Origin of the sequence: Streptomyces physcomitrii, from assembly GCF_012273655.1 — a bacterium.
GTDB lineage: Bacteria > Actinomycetota > Actinomycetes > Streptomycetales > Streptomycetaceae > Streptomyces > Streptomyces physcomitrii.
On sequence record NZ_JAAWWP010000004.1, the window covers coordinates 343,355 to 361,927 of the forward strand.

The 18,573-nt window shown below is 74.3% G+C and carries 18 protein-coding genes; 6 read left to right on the forward strand and 12 right to left on the reverse strand.

The window, feature by feature from the left end:
- The first annotated feature begins 137 nt into the window (after positions 1 to 137).
- The gene (gene bfr / locus HFV08_RS09320) at positions 138 to 617 is read left to right on the forward strand and encodes a bacterioferritin (protein WP_040254342.1); all 480 of its coding nucleotides are present in this window, start codon (positions 138 to 140) and stop codon (positions 615 to 617) included.
- 64 nt (positions 618 to 681) lie between these two features.
- Here the strand turns inward: bfr and HFV08_RS09325 are convergent, their stop codons facing one another.
- Entirely contained in the window at positions 682 to 942 is a 261-nt protein-coding gene (locus tag HFV08_RS09325; RefSeq protein WP_168537733.1) for a (2Fe-2S)-binding protein, read from the reverse strand.
- Positions 943 to 1,159: 217 nt separating this feature from the next.
- Positions 1,160 to 2,512, reverse strand: a complete 1,353-nt coding sequence (locus tag HFV08_RS09330) for a class II 3-deoxy-7-phosphoheptulonate synthase (RefSeq protein WP_168537735.1) — start codon at positions 2,510 to 2,512, stop codon at positions 1,160 to 1,162.
- Between the two features lie 487 nt (positions 2,513 to 2,999).
- Here HFV08_RS09330 and HFV08_RS32500 point away from each other — a divergent pair, with 487 nt between their 5' ends.
- Positions 3,000 to 3,056, forward strand: a complete 57-nt coding sequence (locus HFV08_RS32500) for a trp operon leader peptide (protein ID WP_359709449.1) — start codon at positions 3,000 to 3,002, stop codon at positions 3,054 to 3,056.
- Between the two features lie 108 nt (positions 3,057 to 3,164).
- Positions 3,165 to 5,099 carry an anthranilate synthase family protein gene (locus tag HFV08_RS09340; RefSeq protein WP_312885485.1) on the forward strand — a complete coding sequence of 645 codons (1,935 nt, stop codon included), beginning with the start codon at positions 3,165 to 3,167 and terminating at the stop codon, positions 5,097 to 5,099.
- Here HFV08_RS09340 and HFV08_RS09345 read toward each other — a convergent pair.
- Positions 5,069 to 6,106, reverse strand: coding sequence for a 6-phosphofructokinase (locus HFV08_RS09345; protein WP_168537739.1), 1,038 nt, complete (start codon positions 6,104 to 6,106; stop codon positions 5,069 to 5,071). The genes HFV08_RS09340 and HFV08_RS09345 overlap by 31 nt on opposite strands.
- Positions 6,107 to 6,555: 449 nt before the next feature.
- On the opposite strand from HFV08_RS09345, the gene HFV08_RS09350 reads away from it, so the two are divergent.
- Positions 6,556 to 7,530 carry a PRC and DUF2382 domain-containing protein gene (locus tag HFV08_RS09350; RefSeq protein ID WP_168537741.1) on the forward strand — a complete coding sequence of 325 codons (975 nt, stop codon included), beginning with the start codon at positions 6,556 to 6,558 and terminating at the stop codon, positions 7,528 to 7,530.
- A 272-nt stretch (positions 7,531 to 7,802) separates the two neighbouring features.
- Here the strand turns inward: HFV08_RS09350 and HFV08_RS09355 are convergent, their stop codons facing one another.
- From HFV08_RS09355 to HFV08_RS09365, 3 genes are read right to left on the reverse strand one after another with little or no spacing between them, the layout of a single operon-like run.
- Positions 7,803 to 8,513: a response regulator gene (locus HFV08_RS09355; protein ID WP_168537743.1), complete on the reverse strand. Its 711-nt coding sequence runs from the start codon at positions 8,511 to 8,513 to the stop codon at positions 7,803 to 7,805.
- Positions 8,510 to 9,742 (reverse strand): MacS family sensor histidine kinase, encoded by a 1,233-nt coding sequence (gene macS / locus HFV08_RS09360; protein WP_168537745.1) that lies wholly within the window; start codon positions 9,740 to 9,742, stop codon positions 8,510 to 8,512. The genes HFV08_RS09355 and macS overlap by 4 nt, the downstream gene beginning before the upstream one ends.
- A gap of 36 nt (positions 9,743 to 9,778) precedes the next feature.
- Positions 9,779 to 10,486, reverse strand: coding sequence for a lysophospholipid acyltransferase family protein (locus tag HFV08_RS09365; RefSeq protein ID WP_168537929.1), 708 nt, complete (start codon positions 10,484 to 10,486; stop codon positions 9,779 to 9,781).
- A gap of 319 nt (positions 10,487 to 10,805) precedes the next feature.
- Here HFV08_RS09365 and HFV08_RS09370 point away from each other — a divergent pair, with 319 nt between their 5' ends.
- A complete protein-coding gene (locus HFV08_RS09370) occupies positions 10,806 to 11,585 on the forward strand; it encodes an alpha/beta hydrolase (protein ID WP_168537747.1) in 780 nt (259 codons plus the stop codon).
- Entirely contained in the window at positions 11,578 to 12,279 is a 702-nt protein-coding gene (locus HFV08_RS09375) for a hypothetical protein (RefSeq protein ID WP_168537749.1), read from the forward strand. Before HFV08_RS09370 ends, HFV08_RS09375 begins: the two co-directional genes overlap by 8 nt.
- Positions 12,280 to 12,532: 253 nt before the next feature.
- On the opposite strand, the gene HFV08_RS09380 is transcribed toward HFV08_RS09375, so the two are convergent.
- From HFV08_RS09380 to HFV08_RS09405, 6 genes are all read right to left on the reverse strand, one after another.
- Complete coding sequence (locus HFV08_RS09380) at positions 12,533 to 13,315, reverse strand: endonuclease/exonuclease/phosphatase family protein (RefSeq protein ID WP_168537751.1); 783 nt, start codon at positions 13,313 to 13,315, stop codon at positions 12,533 to 12,535.
- Between the two features lie 79 nt (positions 13,316 to 13,394).
- Positions 13,395 to 14,336, reverse strand: a complete 942-nt coding sequence (locus HFV08_RS09385) for an ROK family glucokinase (RefSeq protein WP_040254323.1) — start codon at positions 14,334 to 14,336, stop codon at positions 13,395 to 13,397.
- Between the two features lie 165 nt (positions 14,337 to 14,501).
- Positions 14,502 to 15,038 carry a DUF5304 domain-containing protein gene (locus HFV08_RS09390; RefSeq protein ID WP_168537753.1) on the reverse strand — a complete coding sequence of 179 codons (537 nt, stop codon included), beginning with the start codon at positions 15,036 to 15,038 and terminating at the stop codon, positions 14,502 to 14,504.
- 234 nt (positions 15,039 to 15,272) lie between these two features.
- Positions 15,273 to 16,751, reverse strand: coding sequence for an ArsA family ATPase (locus tag HFV08_RS09395; RefSeq protein WP_168537755.1), 1,479 nt, complete (start codon positions 16,749 to 16,751; stop codon positions 15,273 to 15,275).
- Between the two features lie 376 nt (positions 16,752 to 17,127).
- Positions 17,128 to 17,571, reverse strand: a complete 444-nt coding sequence (locus HFV08_RS09400; RefSeq protein WP_040254317.1) for an SRPBCC family protein — start codon at positions 17,569 to 17,571, stop codon at positions 17,128 to 17,130.
- A 71-nt stretch (positions 17,572 to 17,642) separates the two neighbouring features.
- Complete coding sequence (locus HFV08_RS09405; protein WP_040258335.1) at positions 17,643 to 18,398, reverse strand: metallophosphoesterase family protein; 756 nt, start codon at positions 18,396 to 18,398, stop codon at positions 17,643 to 17,645.
- Positions 18,399 to 18,573: the final 175 nt, after the last annotated feature.

Sequence of the window (18,573 nt, forward strand, 5' to 3'; positions counted from 1 at the left end):
ACCTGCCGGGGTCACCGTGACCAGGTCTGTGGCGATTCGGGCAACTCAGACTAAGCCTGCACTTACTGGACGGCCCTCCCGCGCCGGTGCGAGGATGCCGCCACATCCGCCGAGCCATGGGAGAAGGAGCCTCACCGATGCAGGGCGACCCCGAGGTCATCGAGTTCCTCAACGAGCAGCTGACCGCCGAGCTGACCGCGATCAACCAGTATTTCCTGCACGCCAAGATGCAGGAGAACTTCGGCTGGACGAAGCTCGCCAAGTACACGCGGGCCGAATCCTTCGACGAGATGAAGCACGCGGAGATCCTGACCGACCGCATCCTCTTCCTCGAGGGCCTGCCCAACTACCAGCGGCTCTTCCACGTCCGGGTCGGCCAGACGGTCACCGAGATGTTCCAGGCCGACCGCGAGGTCGAGGTGGAGGCGATCGACCGGCTGCGCCGCGGCATCGAGGTCATGCGCACCAAGGGCGACATCACCTCGGCCAATATCTTCGAGGACATCCTCAAGGACGAGGAACACCACATCGACTACCTCGACACCCAGCTCGAACTGATCGAGAAGCTCGGCGAGGCCCTCTACATCGCCCAGCTGATCGAGCAGCCGGACAGCTGAGGGATCGTTTCGGGGACTGCTCCCGGCGGATCGGAAGCGGGGTTCCCACGGCGGCCGTGGCGGCTCAGGCGGCCTCGTCCAAAGCCTTCGCGAGCACGGGCTCGGCGGCCAGGACGGCGGCGGTGTCCCTCCGCTCCCGCACCTCACCGCGCGGCTGGGCCGTCCGGCCGAGGAGTGCCTGGATGCGGCGGACGCAGGAACCGCAGTCGGTGCCGGCCTTGCAGGCGGAGGCGATCTGGCGGGGAGTGCAGGCGCCGTCCTGCGCGTGCTGCTTCACCTGCGCTTCGGTCACCCCGAAGCAGTTGCAGACGAACACGCGGCTCACCTCCCCGGGAACGCACGGGAACCCTCGGACCAATGGATACGCCGTCCCGACAGGTGCGGCTTATCGGTGAGGCTAACCTAACCTTACCCACGGGTCCACCGGGGCGAACAGTCCCCCCGACGACGATGGGGCGCGGATCACAGATCCGCGCCCCATCCGTCTGCCGACCGCCGTCTGCCGACCGCGGGAACCGGCGAGCGCCGGCCCCGCACCGCCCTCAGTGGTCCCGGTACATCTCCGCGACCAGGAAGGCCAGGTCCAGCGACTGGCGCCGGTTCAGGCGCGGGTCGCAGGCCGTCTCGTACCGCTGGTGGAGGTCGTCGACGAAGATCTCGTCGCCGCCGCCCACGCACTCGGTGACGTCGTCGCCGGTCAGCTCGACATGGATGCCGCCCGGGTGGGTGCCCAGCTCCTTGTGGACCTGGAAGAAGCCCTTGACCTCGTCGAGGACGTCGTCGAAGCGGCGGGTCTTGTGGCCGGAGGCCGCCTCGAAGGTGTTGCCGTGCATCGGGTCGGTCACCCAGGCGACGACCGCGCCGGAGGCGGTGACCTTCTCCACCAGCTCGGGCAGCCGGTCGCGCACCTTGTCGGCGCCCATCCGCACGATGAAGGTCAGCCGCCCCGGCTCGCGGTCCGGGTCGAGGCGCTCGACGTACTGCAGCGCCTCCTCGGTGGTGGTGGTCGGGCCGAGCTTGATGCCGATCGGGTTGCGGACCTTGGAGGCGAACTCGATGTGCGCCCCGTCCAGCTGGCGGGTGCGCTCGCCGATCCAGACCATGTGGCCGGAGACGTCGTAGAGCTGCCCGGTGCGGGAGTCGACACGGGTGAGGGCGGACTCGTAGTCGAGCAGCAGGGCCTCGTGGGAGGCGTAGAACTCGACCGTCTTGAACTCCTCTGGCTCCGCGCCGCAGGCCCGCATGAAGTTGAGCGCCTGGTCGATCTCCCGGGCCAGCTGCTCGTACCGCTGGCCGGAGGGCGAGGACTTCACGAAGTCCTGGTTCCAGGCGTGCACCTGGCGCAGGTCGGCGTACCCGCCGGTGGTGAAGGCGCGCACCAGGTTCAGCGTGGAGGCCGAGGCGTGGTACATCCGCTTGAGGCGCTCGGGGTCGGGGACCCGCGCCTGTTCGGTGAAGTCGAAGCCGTTGACCGAGTCGCCCCGGTAGGTGGGCAGGGTGACCCCGTCCCGGGTCTCGGTCGACTTTGAGCGCGGCTTCGAGTACTGGCCGGCGATACGGCCGACCTTCACGACCGGCACCGAGGCGGCGTACGTCAGCACGGCGCCCATCTGCAGCAGCGTCTTCAGCTTGTTGCGGATGTGGTCCGCCGAGACGGCGTTGAAGGCCTCGGCGCAGTCGCCGCCCTGGAGCAGGAACGCCTCGCCCCTGGCGACGGCCCCGAGCCGGGCGCGCAGCTGGTCGCACTCGCCCGCGAAGACGAGCGGCGGATACGATTCGAGGTCCGCGACGGCATCGCGCAGAGCCTCGGCATCGGGGTACTCGGGCTGCTGCGCCGCGGGCAGGTCACGCCAGGTGTTGCCACCGGTTGCGGTGGTCTTAGCATTCACGGTCACCTCCCCCACATTACGGGGTCGCGGGCCCGGGTCCGGCCGCTGCTCACCTGTTGAGAAATACGGCGGACACCTCCCCTTCACCGGCGCCCGCCACCACCCGCCGCCGCACGCGCTCCGCCGCCCCCGGAGCGGAGCGGGCCGTCCCGCGGTGTTCGCGGCGCGGCACGGTCCGGGCCAGGACGGGGCGGGCGCGCGAGAGCGGGGCCGGAGGCGAACCGTCCGGCGAGGCTCTCGCCCCGGACGACCGTGGCGAGGTTCACACGGCGTGCCTCGCGGTCCACGTACCGCGAGGCGCGGGCGGACAGGCCCCGGCGGCCGACCAGCTCGCCGCCGGTGCGGTCGAGGACCGGGAAGCGCCCGCGCGGCACCCACTGCCCCGCCGGGCCGATCCGTCGGGGCCCGGACCGGCAGGGCGGTACGCGGGGATCGGCCGGGCCGTCGCGAAGGAGCCGCCCCGCCTCCGCGCCCGTCGGGTAAGGTGCCGCCCATGTTCGCGCACTCGACCCGCTCCTGGTGGTGGACCGCTCATCCGGCGGCCCGCTGACTGCGCGTACCCAGCGAACGAAGGCCGCCCCGAGGGGCGGCCTTCGGTGTTTCCCGGGCCGTTCCCTCTCCCCGTGCGTACGCCGCGCACCGAACGGAAGAGACGACCGTGGAACCCTCCCGCACCCCCTTCGCCCTGTCCCGGCTCGCCCTCGGCGGCGAGCCCTTCGCGCTGCTGCACCGGCGCACCCCGGGCCGCCCCGCCGACACCGTGGAGGTGCTGCGCGGCCCGGTGCACGAGGCGGAACGCCTGGCCGAGCTGCCGGTGGGAGAGCTGCCCACGCTGGCCCTGGTCCCCTTCCGCCAGCTCCGCGAACGCGGCTTCGCGGTGCGCGACGACGGCACCCCGCTGGCCGTGCTCACCGCCGAGGAGTACACGCAACTGCCGCTCGACGAGGCGCTGCGGCAGCTGCCCGGGCATCAAGTGCGGCTTGAGGGCGGGGAGTTCGACGTACCGGACGAGGAGTACGCGCGCCTGGTCGGGGAAGTCCTGGAGCGGGAGATCGGCAGCGGCGAGGGCGCCGACTTCGTCATCCGGCGCACCTTCCGGGGGCAGATCCCCGGCTTCGGCCCGGCCGACGCACTCGCCCTCTTCCGGCGGCTCCTGGCGGGCGAGCGCGGCGCGTACTGGACATACGTGGTGTACACCGGCGCCCGGCACGGCGGGCGGACCCTGGTCGGCGCCAGCCCCGAGGCGCATGTGCGGATGTCCGGCGGCACCGTCACCATGAACCCGATCAGCGGCACCTACCGCTACCCGGCGGACGGCCCGAGCGCCGAGGGCCTGCTCGCCTTCCTCGCGGACGGCAAGGAGCGGGAGGAGCTGTCGATGGTGGTCGACGAGGAGCTGAAGATGATGTGCGCGGTCGGCGACCGCGGCGGCGTGGTGATCGGCCCCCGGCTCAAGGAGATGGCCCATCTCGCGCACACCGAGTACGAGTTGCGCGGGCGCAGCACGCTGGATGTGCGCGAGGTGCTGCGCGAGACGATGTTCGCGGCCACCGTCACCGGCTCCCCCGTGCAGAACGCCTGCCGGGTCATCGAGCGCTACGAGCCGCTGGACGCCGACGGCACCGGACGCGGCTACTACGCGGGCGCGCTCGCCCTGCTCGGCCGGGACGCGGGCGGCGCCCAGACCCTGGACTCCCCCATCCTGATCCGCACCGCCGACATCGACGCCGCGGGCCGGGTGCGGGTACCGGTCGGCGCCACCCTGGTACGGGGCTCCGATCCGCTGGGCGAGGCGGCCGAGACCCGGGCCAAAGCGGCCGGGGTGCTCGCCGCCCTCGGGGTGGGCCCGCGCCGGGCGGCGAGGCGCGGCGCCCCCGCGCTCGCCGAGGACCCGCGGGTGCGGGCCGCCCTGGACGCCCGCCGGGAGCAGCTCGCGCCGTTCTGGCTGCGGATGCAGGAGCCCGGCACCGCGCTCGGCGGCCACGCCCTGGTCGTCGACGCCGAGGACACCTTCACCGCGATGCTCGCCCACCTGCTGCGCTCCTCGGGCCTGCAGGTCACCGTGCGCCGCCACGACGAGCCGGGGCTGCGCGAGGCGGCGCTGGCCCACCCGGGGCCGCTGGTGCTCGGCCCGGGTCCCGGCGACCCCGCCGACCCGCGGGATCCGAGGATGCGCTTCCTGCGGGCGCTGACCGCCGAGGCGCTGGCGGAGCACCGGGGGCACGGGGTGCTCGGGGTCTGCCTCGGCCACGAGCTGATCGCGGCGGAACTCGGCCTGGACCTGGTCCGCAAGGAGGTGCCGTACCAGGGCGCGCAGACCGTGATCGGCCTCTTCGGGCGGCGGCGGACCGTCGGCTTCTACAACAGCTTCACCGCCCGCTGCGACGACGCCGCCGCGGCGGAGCTGGCCGCGCACGGCGTCGAGGTGAGCCGCGAGCCGGGCAGCGGCGAGGTGCACGCGCTGCGCGGCCCGGGCTTCGCCTCGGTGCAGTTCCATCCGGAGTCGGTGCTCACCCTGGAAGGACCGCTCCTGGTACGGGAGTTGCTCGCCGGTCTCGGCACTCAGCCGAAGAAGACCCCGGCCTCGGCGTAGCGGGCCGGGTCGACGGTCTTCAGGGTGGCGACCGCCTCCGCGAGGGGGACCCGCACGATGTCGGTGCCGCGCAGGGCGACCATCTTCCCGAAGTCGCCCTCGCGGACCGCGTCCACCGCGTGCAGCCCGAAGCGGGTGGCCAGCCAGCGGTCGAAGGCGCTCGGGGTGCCGCCGCGCTGGACGTGCCCGAGGACCGTGGTGCGGGCCTCGTGCCCGGTGCGCCGCTCGATCTCGTGCGCCAGCCAGTCGCCGACCCCGGAGAGCCGCACATGCCCGAAGGAGTCCCGCGAGGAGTCCTTGAGGACCACCTCGCCGTCCCTGGGCACCGCGCCCTCGGCGGTGACCACGATCGGCGCGTAGGAGGCCTCGAAGCGGGAGGTCACCCAGGCGCAGACCTGGTCGACGTCGAAGGGCTGCTCGGGGACGAGGATGACGTTGGCGCCGCCCGCGAGGCCCGAGTGCAGGGCGATCCAGCCCGCGTGGCGGCCCATCACCTCGACCACCAGGACCCGCATATGGGACTCGGCGGTGGTGTGCAGCCGGTCGATGGCCTCGGTGGCGATCTGCACCGCGGTGTCGAAGCCGAAGGTGTAGTCGGTGGCGGAGAGATCGTTGTCGATGGTCTTGGGCACGCCGACGCAGGGGATGCCGTACTCCTCGTGCAGCCGGGCCGCGACGCCGAGGGTGTCCTCGCCGCCGATCGCGATCAGCGGGCCCACCTCGTGCTCGGCGAGGGTCTCCTTGATCCGCCGGACGCCGTCGGGCTCCTTGAGGGGGTTGGTGCGCGAGGAGCCGAGGATGGTGCCGCCGCGCGGCAGGATGCCCCGGACCGCGGGGATGTCCAGCTTCACGGTGCGTCCGTCGAGGGTGCCCCGCCAGCCGTCGCGGAACCCCGTGAACTCGTAGCCGTGGCTCTGCACGCCCTTGCGGACGACGGCCCGGATGACGGCGTTGAGGCCGGGGCAGTCGCCGCCCCCGGTGAGCACTCCGATGCGTGTGACCGACATGGCCCACGTCCTTTCGCCCTGGTGGTCTCCCTGGTTGCGCCTGCGCGGTACCGGTCCTGACCGGTCCTGCTGTCTCGCTGCTCCTCGGTACGGGGCTGCTGTTCCCCGGTACGGGTCCGCTGTTCCCCGGCGCGGGTCCGGCCCGCCTGCCGGTGCCCGTCGAGCCGTGCGGCCCGGCGGCCGGCGGTCCGGACCGCCGCGTGTGTCTTCTTCCCCGTCCCGGGCCCGGTAGCGACACTCCGGGCGGGACCGGCATCACCCGTTCGGGCCAGCCCCGCGTGCCCCCGCCGCCGTCGCCCGTACCCCCGGGACAAGGGCGTGAGCGGCGCAAACGCACCGTGACCGGGGTGCCGCGGGCCGAATCCCGATTCGCTGGGAACCCCGAGGGGGCGCGCAATAGGAGTTGTGCGCGCCTCTCCTGCCGGCGCGTGCGGAAGGAGAGAGACGCCATGAATGCACCTCTGGGTGACAGCCCTCAGGATCTGGCCGGCCTGAACGTCGTCGACGCGGACGGCGGCAAGGTCGGATCTGTCCAGCAGGTCTACCGGGACGACGCCACCAATGCCCCGGAGTGGATCACCGTGCGCACCGGCCTGTTCGGGATGAAGGAGACCTTCGTGCCGCTGGCGGGCGCCCGCCGCGCGGACGACGCCCTCCAGGTCCCGTACACCAAGGACCAGATCAAGGACGCGCCGCGGATGGACGCCGACGGGCACCTCGACCCCGCCGAGGAGGAGGAGCTCTATGCCCACTACGGGCTGACCAGGCGCGGCAACGCGGGCATGGGCCGCGGGGAGAGCGCCGCCGCGGCCGGTGGCGCCGCGGGCGCGGCCGGTACGGCGGCCGCGGCGGGCGGTGGCCGGCACGCCCGCCATGAGGAGACCACGACGGAGAAGCCGATGGCCGGTACGGGCACCGGTCAGCGCGACATGGCCATGTCGCGTGGCGCCCAGGATCCCTCCCGCGAGAGCCGCACGCAGAGCGAGCAGGTGCCGGACATCGTCCTCAACGAGGAGCGGGTCAACATCGGCACCGAGGAGCACGAGAGCGGCCGCGCGCACCTGCGCAAGACCGTGGTCACCGAGAACGTCAGCCGCACCGTGCCGATCAGCCACGAGGAGGTGCGGATGACGCGCGAGAAGATCAGCGACGAGGACCGCGCCCGGATGGGCCGCGGCGAATCGCAGATCGGTGAGGCGGGCAAGGACTACGAGATCGTGCTGCACGAGGAGCGCGCCGTCGTCAGCAAGGAGACGGTGCCGGTGGAGCGCGTGCACCTGGAGACCCGGCGGGTGACCGAGCAGCAGGAGGTCAACGCCGAGGTCCGCAAGGAGCAGCTGGAGTTCGACGACGGCACCGGCGAGCGCAAGGGCCGTCGCAAGGGCGCACCCGGGCCGGACAGTGGCGCCGGGTCCGGTCGGTGAGCCGGGGGCCCGAGGCCCGTTGACGGAGCGCGACGTCTGCCCGCGGGGATTCCGCGGGCGGACGTCGCGCTCGTCTGCGGGGGGGGCATGGTCGCGGGTGGGGGCGGGGCGCGAGCGGGCGCGCAGTCCCGGGCGCGAGTGAGGGGCTGCGGGCGAGCGCACGGTCGCGGGCGCGGGCGGGTGCGCACCCGCCAGCGGCCGGGCAGACGGTCGCCGGGCCCTCAGGCCCTCAGTCCGTGTGCGTGAGCCCTGAGTCCCTGACCAGGCCCGGCTCAGTCCCTGTCGAGCCCCTGCTCGATCGCGTACCGCACGAGTTCCACCCGGTTGTGCAGCTGGAGCTTGCCGAGGGTGTTCTGGACGTGGTTCTGCACGGTGCGGTGCGAGATCACCAGGCGTTCGGCGATCTGCTTGTAGCCGAGGCCCTTGGCGACCAGGCGCAGCACCTCCGTCTCGCGCTCGGTCAGCCGGGGCGCGGCGGGCTCGTCCGGGGCGGCGGGCGCGGGCTCGGCGGCCAGCCTGCGGTACTCGCCGAGGACCAGGCCGGCGAGCCCGGGGGTGAAGACGGGATCGCCCACCGCCGTCCTGCGCACCGCGTCCACCAGTTCCTCGGTGGAGGCCGACTTCAGCAGATAGCCGGTGGCGCCGGACTTCACCGCCTCCAGTACGTCCGCGTGCTCCCCGCTGGCGGACAGCACCAGGACCCGCAGCCGGGGGTCCGCGCCGACCACCTCGCGGCAGACCTGGGCCCCGGGCTTGGCGGGCAGATTGAGGTCGAGGACGAGCACCTCGGGCCGCGCGGCACGGGCCCGGCGTACCGCCTGCTCCCCGTCGCCCGCGGTGGCGACCACCTCGAAACCGGCCTCCCCGAGGTCCCGGGCGACGGCGTCCCGCCACATCGGGTGGTCGTCCACCACCATCACCCGCACCGGCCCCCGGCCGCCCGCCTGCCCCTCGGCGGCCCCGGCCGCCTCCTGCTCGCTCATCTGCGTCCCTTCCCCCGGTCCGCGCGCGGGACCCGTAGTTCCACTTCCGTGCCCTGGCCGGGTACGGAGACCAGTTCGGCGGTGCCGCCGAGGTCCCGCAGCCGGCCCTTGATCGACTGCGCCACGCCGAGGCGCCCCTCGCCCTCTGCCTGGGCGAGGCGGCCCTCCGGGATGCCGGGGCCGTCGTCGCGGACGGTGACGAGCACCGCCTCGCCCTCGTCCTCGACCAGGATCCAGGCCCGGGCCTCCTCGCCCGCGTGCCGCCGCACATTGTCCAGGGCGGCGCCGACGGCCGCGGCGAGTTCCCGGGCGGCGACCGGGGGCAGCGGCACCGGGGCGCCGGGTTCCGAGAGGGTGACCCGGGCGCCGGCGTGCGGGGCGAGCAGCGGGCGCAGATCGCGCGGCTCCCCGGGGTCCGCGTCCCGGCCGGGCTCGTCCGGCTCCTCGACCAGGCGGACCAGGGCGCCCTCGGCGGCGTCCTCGCTGACCCGGGAGGCGGGCACCAGGCCGCCCGCGACCAGGGAGCGCAGCGCCACCTCCTGCTCGCCGGCCATCCGGCCGAGCTCCGCGGCCTCGCCGCCGAGCGCGTTGCCGCGCCGCTGCACCATCGCGAGGACCTGGAGCACACCGTCGTGGATGTCCCGGGCGAGGCGCTCCCGCTCCCGGGTGGCGGCCTCGATCTCCAGCGCCCTGGCGAGGGTGCGCTCGGAGGCGCGGGCGACCTCGACCACGTAGCCGATGGCGATCGCGGCCACGAAGACGAGCAGGACGTTGTGCAGGGTGTCCTGTTTGAGGGCGCCGCGCTGGATCACATTGGCGATGCCGACCAGGGCCGCGGCGCCCGCGGCCCAGCGCCAGCCGCCCTTGAGCGCGAAGGCGAGGACGGCGCCCGCGGTCCAGATCGAGGGCAGGGTGGGCCCGCCCTCGACGATGCGGTCGTGGGCGACGGCGAGCGGGGTCAGCAGGATGCCGGTGAGCGCGACGGCGAGGTCGCAGAGGAGGAAGCGGCCGGTGCAGGCGGCCGCGCCGGAGACCTTGCGCAGGGTGGCGAAGGTCCACAGGGCCAGCACCGCGTAGTAGGCGACGGCGACGCCGGGCCGGATGTACCGGTCGTAGTCGCTGACGAAGAGGCCGACGGCGTACGCCATGGTGAGCGGCCGGTAGAAGGTCAGGGCACGCCACAGCGGCAGCTCGACCGACATCCGCATGACTCTCTCGCGCCGCGCCATCCGCTCTCCCCGCTTCTCGCCCGTGGCCCGCCGGGCTCAGGAACCGCCCTTGCGCGCCTTGGCCTCCTCGGCAAGGCGGCGCTTCGCGGCGGTCGCGTACATGTCCACGTACTCCTGGCCGGAGAGCTTCATGATCTCGTACATCACCTCGTCGGTCACCGCGCGCAGGACGAAGCGGTCCTGCTCCATGCCCTGGTAGCGGCTGAAGTCGAGGGGCGTGCCGATCCGGATGCCCGGGCGCATCAGCTTGGGGACGACCTTGCCCGGGGGCTGGATCTTCTCCGTGTCGATCATCGCGACCGGGATCACCGGCACCCCGGCGGCCAGCGCGAGGCGGGCGAGGCCGCCGGTCTTGCCGCGGTAGAGGCGGCCGTCGGGCGAGCGGGTGCCCTCCGGGTAGATCCCGAACAGCTCCCCGCGCTCCAGTACGTCGAGTCCGCTGCGGATGGCGGCCTGGCCCGCGCCGCGCGCCCCGGAGCGGTCCACCGGCAGCTGGCCCGCGCCCTTGAAGAAGGCGGCCGTCATCCGGCCCTTGAGCCCGGGGGTGGTGAAGTACTCGGCCTTCGCGATGAAGGTGACCTTGCGGTCGAGCACCGCGGGCAGGAAGAAGGAGTCGGAGAAGGAGAGGTGGTTGCTGGCGAGGATCGCCGGGCCCGTCTCGGGGATGTGCTCCAAACCCTCGGCCCAGGGGCGGAAGGCAAGCTTCAGCGGACCTCCGACGGTGAACTTCATCGCGCCGTACATCAACGTCCGCTGCCTCCTGGTGTGTGGTCGCACCGACATTACTGACATTCGCTCCACCGTGTCGCGCGGGGTCCTCCCGGCCCGCCCCGCGGCGGCTCCGGGCCGCCCGCGGCCGCCGGGGGCTCTGCGGATCTGGTCGGGTGTCGGTCCGCTCGCGTACGGTGAAGTACGCCGTGTCCACGGGACCCGCCGCCGGACGCGAAAGCCGTGCCTCAGCAAGTGCCTTCCGACAGCCGGGCGCCCCGACCGCCCGCTCCCGACACTCCCGTACGCCCTGATCCCGCAGTCGACGATCACCTACACGAAGTGGAGAGCCGCCGTGCCGGTGCTTCCCGGAGCCGAGCCCTACCGCCACGACGGCGGCGAGACCGGAGTGCTGGTCTGCCACGGATTCACCGGCACCCCGCAGTCGATGCGCCCCTGGGCCGAGTATCTCGCGGCCCAGGGACTGACCGTCTCGCTGCCGCTGCTGCCCGGGCACGGCACCCGCTGGGAGGACATGGCGGTCACCGGCTGGCAGGACTGGTACGCCGAGGTGGACCGGGAGCTGACCGCCCTCACCGAGCGCTGTGCGCGGGTCTTCGTCTGCGGGCTCTCCATGGGCGGCGCGCTGGCGCTGCGGCTCGCCGCGCTGCACGGCGAGGCGGTCAGCGGCGTCGCGGTGGTCAACCCGCTGAACCGCATCCACGGGCTCGCCGCGCAGGCGCTGCCGGTGCTGCGGCATCTGGTGCCCACCACCAAGGGCCTGGTCGGCGACATCGTCAAACCGGGCGCCACCGAGGTCGGCTACGACCGGGTCCCGCTGCACGCCGCGTACTCCCTGCGCCGTTTCACCCAGCGCCTGGACGGGGAACTCCCGCAGGTGACCCAGCCGTTGCTGCTGATGCACAGCACCGTCGACCACGTGGTGTCACCCGCCGACTCGGCGCGCATCCTCAGCCGGGTCTCCTCCACCGATGTCACCGAGATCCTGCTGGAACACAGCTACCACGTGGCGACGTTGGACCATGACGCGGACCGGATCTTCGAGGAGAGCTACGCCTTCTTCGCCCGGCTCGCTCCCAGTCTCGGCAAGGAAGGGACGGCCACCGGTGGCTGAGCACGAGGCGGACCGCGGCGAGGGACGCGAGCCCGAGGACGGCGCGGAGCAGGCGGCGCCCGCCCCGGACGCGGTGCCCGCCTTCGACGAGGACGCCGTCTGGGCGCAGATCGTCGCGGGCTACGGGGAGGAGCCGCCGGACCCGCCGGGCACCAAGCCCTTCCGTTCGGTGGAGGACCTGGCCCTGCTCGAACCCCCGGGCGGCGAGGACGAGGACGGCGGCACCCGGACCGCGCCCCGCACCGCCGAGGGCGGCGAGCCGGGCGGCGCCGCGGAGGGCACCGGCGCGGCCGACGGCCCGGAGAAGCCGGACAAGTTCAGCAAGCCGCCGGGCGGCCAGGGCCCGGCGGACCGCCCGCTCGGCAGCTCGGTCGTCTTCCCCCCGGCCGCGGGCCCGCGCGACCACAGCCCCCCGGAGCCCGGCGGGAAGGAACTCGACGACGACGAGGGCCACTTCGTCCCGCCGGAGCCGCCGCCGCTGCCGGACGCCGACCCCACCGCCAAGTTCGCCTGGCTGGGCGCGCTCGGCGGACCGCTGCTCCTCCTGCTCGCGGTGCTGCTCGGCTGGGAGATGACCTGGTGGCTGACGGCCCTGTCCGTCGGCGGCTTCCTCGGCGGCATCGCCACCCTGGTCGTCCGGATGAAGGACGGCGACGAGGACGACGAGGACCCGGGGCGCGGGGCGGTCGTCTGAGCTCGGTGGTCGTGTGAGCTCGGTGGTCGTCTGAGCCGGACGGTCGCGTGATCCGGGCGGTCGTCCGAGCCGTCCGGCGCGCGAACCGAGCGGTCCGGCGTGAACCGAGCGGTCCGGCGCGAACCGAGCGCGCGCTCCGTCCGGCATGTGAACCGAGCGGTCCGCCGCGACCCGGGCGGCGCGTGAACCGACCGGCCCTCCGATCCAGGCGGCGCGCGAACCGGCCGGGCGCCGATCCGGCCGGGCGCGATCCTCAGATGCGCGCCCGGCGTCCGCCGCCCGGCCGCTCCGCCGGGATCCGGAGTGCCGCGAGCACCGGCAGATGGTCCGTCGCCGCGCGCAGATCCGCCTCGCTGACCCCGGGGTGCCCGAGCGGTACCCCGCAGCCGAGCACCTCGACGCCCTCGCTGACGAAGAGCGCGTCGATACGGCGCCGGGGCGCACCGGCGGAGAAGGTGTGCTCCCCGCCCCAGGGCCGTTCCGCCCGGCAGTCGCGCAGCGCGGAGGCGAGCAGGCCGAAAGTCCGGCCGTCGGGGCGGTCGTTGAGGTCACCGCCCGCGAGCAGGTGCGGGGCGCCGAGGCGGTCCAGCTGGGCGAGGAGCCGGCCGCCCTGGCGGTACCGCTCCTCCTCGTCCAGGGAGAGATGGCAGCTCAGCACGCCGAGGCGGGCGCCGCCGAAGCGCACCACCGCGGTGGCGAAGCCGCGCCGGTGCAGCCCGGGGGTGAGTTCGAGGAGGACGTCCTCGGTGCGTTCGACGGTCGCGCGCAGCGAGCAGAGCAGCGCGGGCCCGGCCGCGGGACCGCCGCCGCCGAGGATCACCAGGTCGGTGGCGGCGGCGAGCCGGGCCAGCTTCTTGCGCCAGCGGAAGAAGCGCGGGGACTCCTGGAGCAGTACCAGGTCCGGGGCGCAGGCCCGGATGACCCGGGTGAGCGCCTCGAAGTCGTCGTAGAGCGAACGGACGTTGTAGCTGAGCACCCGGACGACGGCCGAACCGTCCTTCTCGGTACGGGAGTCGGGCAGCGTACTGGTCGGCATGCCGATCAAGATAACGCCGCCGGGCGGGCGGTGGGCGGCGCCTCGCGCTCGGGGCCCGGGCTCCGCCCGCCGCCGGTGCTCAGCCCTGGCGCGCGAGGTCCGCGGCGCCCACCAGGCCCGCCTTGCCGCCGAGTTGGGCGGCGACGACCTTGGCGTGCGGGCGCCACTGGGCGCCGATCAGCCAGCGCCGGAAGGACTTGCGGATCGGGTCGAGCACCAGGTCGCCCTCGTCGGAGACGCCGCCGCCGATGATGAAGGCCGAGGGGTCGAAGAGCGAGGCGAGGTCGGCGAGTCCGGCCCCGGCCCAGCGGGCCAGCTCGCGGAAGGAGTCGACGGCGACCGGATCGCCCTCCCGGGCGGCGGCGCTGACGTGCTTGCCCTCGATGCCCTCGGCGGTGCCGTCGCCGAGGGCGAGCAGGACCTCGGCGTTCTCGGGGGTGGCCAGGGCACGCTGGCGGGCGTAGCGGACCAGGGCGCGCCCGGAGGCGTACTGCTCCCAGCAGCCCTGGCTGCCGCAGCCGCACAGGAGTCCGTCGGGGACGACCCGGATGTGGCCGAACTCGGCGGCGACCCCGAAGCGTCCGCGGCGGAGCTTGTTGCCGATGATGATGCCGCCGCCGAGGCCGGTGCCGAGGGTGATGCAGATGACGTCCTCGTGGCCCTGGCCCGCGCCGAAGCGGTACTCGCCCCAGGCGGCGGCGTTGGCGTCGTTCTCCACGACCACCGGCAGGCCCACCCGCTGCTCGATCTTGTCCTTGAGCGGTTCGTGCCGCCAGTGGATGTTCGGCGCGAAGAGGACGGTGGCCCGCTTGTCGTCCACGTATCCGGCGGCCCCGATGCCCACGGCCTCGATCTGGTGGCCCTTGCCCGCGCCGGTCACCGCGGCGCTGATCGCCTCGACGATGCCCTCGGCGGTGGGCGGGGTGGGAACCGTGTGCGTTTCGAGGATCTTCCCCGACTCGTCGACCACACCGGCCGCGATCTTCGTGCCGCCGATGTCCACGCCGATGGTGAGTCCCATGTGTCCCTCAGTCAGATTGAGCCGCGTGACCGCGCGCTCCCGATGGCCGTCCGGCGCTTCGGGGGAGGCGGCCGGCACGGGGAGAGCCTGCTCGCCCGCGCGCGCCCTGAGCCCGGTACGGCGTCGGACCGGTGTCGTCGGGGCAAACGCTACCCCACACCCGGCTCAGTCCAGATCGATGTGCTCGCCCGGTCCGGCATCCTCGGGCCCGGTGCCCTTGTCCCGGGGCGCTTCGCCCGTGTCCGGGGACGCTTCGCCCTCCTCGCCGAGCCCGGTGCTCTTCTCCCGGGTCCAGCGGCCCTCCTGCCCGACGACGGCGGAGCGGTAGGCGGCGAGCAGTTCGGAACCGGCGGCGGCGAGATGGTCGAAGACCTGCGGATTGCGCTCGACCACCGGCCGGGCGGCGGCCTTGGCCTGCTCCACCATCTGCCGCAGGGCCTGTCCGGCGGCCTGCTCGGCCGCGCCCTGGCCGACCGCGCCGAGCAGCGGCCCGCGCAGCTCGGACAGCTTCTCGCCCACCGCGTCGACCAGTTTGAAGAGCTCCTCGGAGGCCGAGCCGGGGGCCTGCCCCGCGCGGGTACGCCGACGGGCCTTCTCGGCGGCGAGGTCCTCGGCGCAGGCGGTGGCCCAGGCGTCCGTGTCGGTCGCCGTCGCCGGTTCCTCCGCGGACTCGGATGCGGGGCGTTCGGTGGGATCACTCATGGCGGGCAGGCTCTTCCCTCGTCCACCCGGACCCTCATGGCGGGCCCCGGGTTCGTACCTTCGACGGTACCTGACCGCGGGGCCCGGATCACCGGCCGGAACGGGCCGCGCACCGGGCGCGCACGGCCCTCGGCACCAGGAGCACCACCGGCATCGGCGACCGGGGCGCGGCTCCCGGAGTACGTCTCCGGTGGCGCGGGTCCCCGCCCGGCCGCCCCCGCGTACCCGGCTGCCTCACTGCTCCTGCGGCCACAGCGCCGGGTCGGGCGCGAAGCGCAGTTCGAGGACCGAGTCCCGCAGGGCCGCGCCCGCCACCCGGCAGCGCCGCAGGGCCGAGGGCAGCGGCACGATCCGCCGGAACGGGCCCGCGGTGAGCACGAGTTCGGCGCCCCGGCGCACCAGGTCCAGCTCCTCGCGGGCGGCGCCGGGCAGCGGGATGCGCCAGAGCAGCAGCCCGTCCGCGGCGAGGCGGTCCACCACCGGCCACTCCGGTACGGGGCCGCCCCCGGCGGGCGGTACCTGCCCGAGCGCGGCGAGGTCGTCGGTGCCCTGCGGATCCCGGCCCAGGTGCGGCACCTCGCTCAGCGGCACCTGCGCAGCCCCGGCCCCGGCGGAACGCGTACCGGCTCCGGGGGCTGCCGAGCCCGCCCCGGCTCCGGCGTCGGCGGAGGCCGGCCCGGCCTCGGCCGAGGCCGCCCCCAGCCCGGCGTCAGCGGAGCCCGCCCCGGTCCCCGCGGCCCCCACCTCGACACGGGCCGCGCGCAGCCCCCCGCCCCGCCACTCGGCGAGGGTCTTGCGCTGCTGTGCCGCCAGTTCCTGCGCCCAGTGCCCTTCGGCGTTCTCGGGCAGTACGCGGTTGGCGGCGAGGCCCGCGAGGTCGAGCCGGTGCAGGGCGAGTCCGGTCAGGGCGGTGCGCACCGCCTCGGCTCCGGCCGGACCGGGCTCCGCGACCAGCAGGACCCGGCTGTCGGCGCTCTCCACCAGGCCCTGGACGGCGGCGAGTTCGGCGTCCCAGCGGGCGGCGGCCTCGTACAGCGCCTCGGTCGGCACGGGCACCCCCGCGAGCCTGCCGAGCACCGGCCGCAGCGCCCGCGCCGCCTGCCGCTCGGGCGGCAGCAGCCTGGCCAGGTACCGGCGCAGCTGCCCCGGAAGCGCGAGCAGCCCGATCGCCTCGGTCACCGGAGGGAGGTCGACGACCAGGAGGTCGTACGGGAGGGCGGAACCCGTCACGGATTCGGATACGGGACCGGCCCCCTCACCGGGGGTCCCCGCCTCGGCGGGAGCCGTACCGGTGGGAGCCGTACCGCCGGGAGCCATGCCGGCCGGAGCCCCGCCCCGTGGCCGGGGGCCGACCGCCGCCGTGTGCAGGGCCCTGAGCAGGGAGAGTTCGCGGGCGCCGGGGAGCGGGAGGAGTTCCTCGGCCTCCAGTCGGCCCGCGCCGAGCAGGTCGAGGGCGCCGGTGAACCGGTCCTGGAGGGCGAGCAGTTCGCGGCGGAAGTCCTCGGCGGGGTCGGCCCGCAGCGCGCTGAGGTTCGCCTCGGCCTCGGTCGCCACGGCGCCGGTGCGGATGCCGAGCGCGGTGCCGAGGCTGTCCACCGGGTCCGCGGAGAGCACCAGGGTGCGGCTCCCCCGCCGGGCCGCGGCGAGGGCGGTGGCCGCGGCGAGGGTGGTCCGCCCGCTGCCGCCGGGGCCGGTGACGAAGAGGGTGCGCATGGGGCCAAACGGTACGTCAGGGGCGCCGGGCCCCGACGCCGGGAGCGGCTCGCCCCGGCCGCAAGGTGGCTCAACTCCCTTGCCGTACGCGGCGGATGAGCGACCGGCGGAGGCCGCGGAGCCAAGCGGGGGGCGGGCCGGCCATGCTTCCGGGGCCCCGGTGTCCCGGCCCGGGAGTGGCGCGAAGTGATCGCCGCCGTTCACCCGCGGATCGTCACCGCTCCGGCGCGGATCGTCATCGCCTCGGCGCGGAGCACCGGCGCGGATCGCCGCCGCCCCGCCGCGGATCCCGCCGCCGGGCAGCCGTCCGCCGCGAGGCAGCCTTCCGCCGCCGGCCGGCCGCGGACCGCGGCCGCCGTCCCGCGCGGGACCGCGGCTACTTGCCCGCGCCGGACTCCACGCGCTTCTTCAGCCCGGCGAGCGCGCGGTCGGTGATGACCTTCTCGGCCTTGCGCTTGATCATGCCGAGCATGGGGATCTTGACGTCCACGGTCAGCTGGTAGGTGACCTCGGTGCCGGATCCGGCGGGCTCCAGCAGGTAGGAGCCGTCCAGCGAGCGCAGCATCTGCGACTTGACCAGGGTCCAGCTGACCTGGTGCTCACCGGTCCAGGTGTAGGCGAGGGTCTGGTCGTCCTTGATGGCGCCGGCGTCCATGACGAGGCGGACCTGCTCCGCGCGGCCCGCGTCGTCGGTGGCGAGGACCTCGGCCTCCTTGACCTCGCCGGTCCAGTCCGGATAGCGGGCGAAGTCGGCGATCACTCCCATCACGTCGGCAGGTGCCGCCTCGATCGTGATGCTCGAGCTGGTGTGTTCCGCCATCTCCGTGGCTCCTTGGGGTGCTCCGCTGCGGGGTCATTGCATGCAGCCGAAGGCTACCCCCCGCGAGGAGCTCACCATTCCAGGGCCCAGGGCCTGCCGGAACGCGCGAAGTGCCCGACGTTCACGCACTCGGTGGCGCCGATGCGCATCCGCTGGGCGAGCGGCTGGTGGACATGGCCGAAGAGCGCGTACCGCGGGCGGGTGCGGTGGATGGCGTCGAGCAGGGCGCCGCTGCCCCGCTCGAAGCGGCGGGCGACCGTGTCGTAGAGGAGTTCGGGGACGTCCGGCGGGATGTGGGTGCAGAGCACGTCGACCTCGCCGACCGCCTCGATCTTGGCGGCGTACTCCTCGTCGCTGATCTCGTAGGGCGTACGCATCGGGCTGCGCAGTCCGCCGCCGACGAAGCCGAAGACCCGCCCGCCGATCTCGACCCGCTCGCCGTCCAGGACCCGGGTGCCCTCGCCCGCGTACTCGGGCCAGAGGCCGGGGATGTCGACATTGCCGTAGGTGGCGTACGTCGGATCGGGGAAGGCGGCGAAGAGTTCGGTGTACTGCTTGCGGACGGCCTCCTCGATGGCGGCGGCCCGGTCGGCGCCGAGCCGGCCCCAGAGCCCGGCGCCGAATTCGCGGGCCTCCGCGAAGCGGCGGGCGGTGCGCAGTTCGACGATGCGGTCGGCGTTCTCCTCGCCGAAGAGGTCGGGGAAGATGCCGCGCGAGTGGTCGGCGTAGTCGAGGAAGAGCACCAGGTCCCCGAGGCAGACCAGCGCGTCGGCGCCCTCTCCGGCGCGGGCGAGGTCGCGCGCGTTGCCGTGCACGTCGCTGACCACATGGACGCGTGTGCGTGCGGGGCGCGCGCGCTCGGCCGGTGCGCCCTGGGGATCCGCCGTGGTGCCTGCCATGCCGGTCAGCCTAAGCCGCCCGCCCGCCGACTGGGTAGGGGCGCCCGACCTGCGGTTCCTTCCTGCCTCACCACGCCGTGGACTACCCTTCCGATGGCACCGT

What these genes read in the sequence shown, in the direction of transcription:
- macS (WP_168537745.1), bottom strand. Translation starts at nt 9,742, where the DNA reads ATGGCGCGGCGCGAGAGAGTCATGCGGATGTCGGTCGAGCTGCCGCTG.
- HFV08_RS09345 (WP_168537739.1), bottom strand. Translation starts at nt 6,106, where the DNA reads ATGTCGGTCACACGCATCGGAGTGCTCACCGGGGGCGGCGACTGCCCC.
- bfr (WP_040254342.1), top strand. Translation starts at nt 138, where the DNA reads ATGCAGGGCGACCCCGAGGTCATCGAGTTCCTCAACGAGCAGCTGACC.
- HFV08_RS09380 (WP_168537751.1), bottom strand. Translation starts at nt 13,315, where the DNA reads ATGCCGACCAGTACGCTGCCCGACTCCCGTACCGAGAAGGACGGTTCG.
- HFV08_RS09385 (WP_040254323.1), bottom strand. Translation starts at nt 14,336, where the DNA reads ATGGGACTCACCATCGGCGTGGACATCGGCGGCACGAAGATCGCGGCC.
- HFV08_RS09395 (WP_168537755.1), bottom strand. Translation starts at nt 16,751, where the DNA reads ATGCGCACCCTCTTCGTCACCGGCCCCGGCGGCAGCGGGCGGACCACC.
- HFV08_RS09355 (WP_168537743.1), bottom strand. Translation starts at nt 8,513, where the DNA reads ATGAGCGAGCAGGAGGCGGCCGGGGCCGCCGAGGGGCAGGCGGGCGGC.
- HFV08_RS09350 (WP_168537741.1), top strand. Translation starts at nt 6,556, where the DNA reads ATGAATGCACCTCTGGGTGACAGCCCTCAGGATCTGGCCGGCCTGAAC.
- HFV08_RS09390 (WP_168537753.1), bottom strand. Translation starts at nt 15,038, where the DNA reads ATGAGTGATCCCACCGAACGCCCCGCATCCGAGTCCGCGGAGGAACCG.
- HFV08_RS09400 (WP_040254317.1), bottom strand. Translation starts at nt 17,571, where the DNA reads ATGGCGGAACACACCAGCTCGAGCATCACGATCGAGGCGGCACCTGCC.
- HFV08_RS09365 (WP_168537929.1), bottom strand. Translation starts at nt 10,486, where the DNA reads ATGTACGGCGCGATGAAGTTCACCGTCGGAGGTCCGCTGAAGCTTGCC.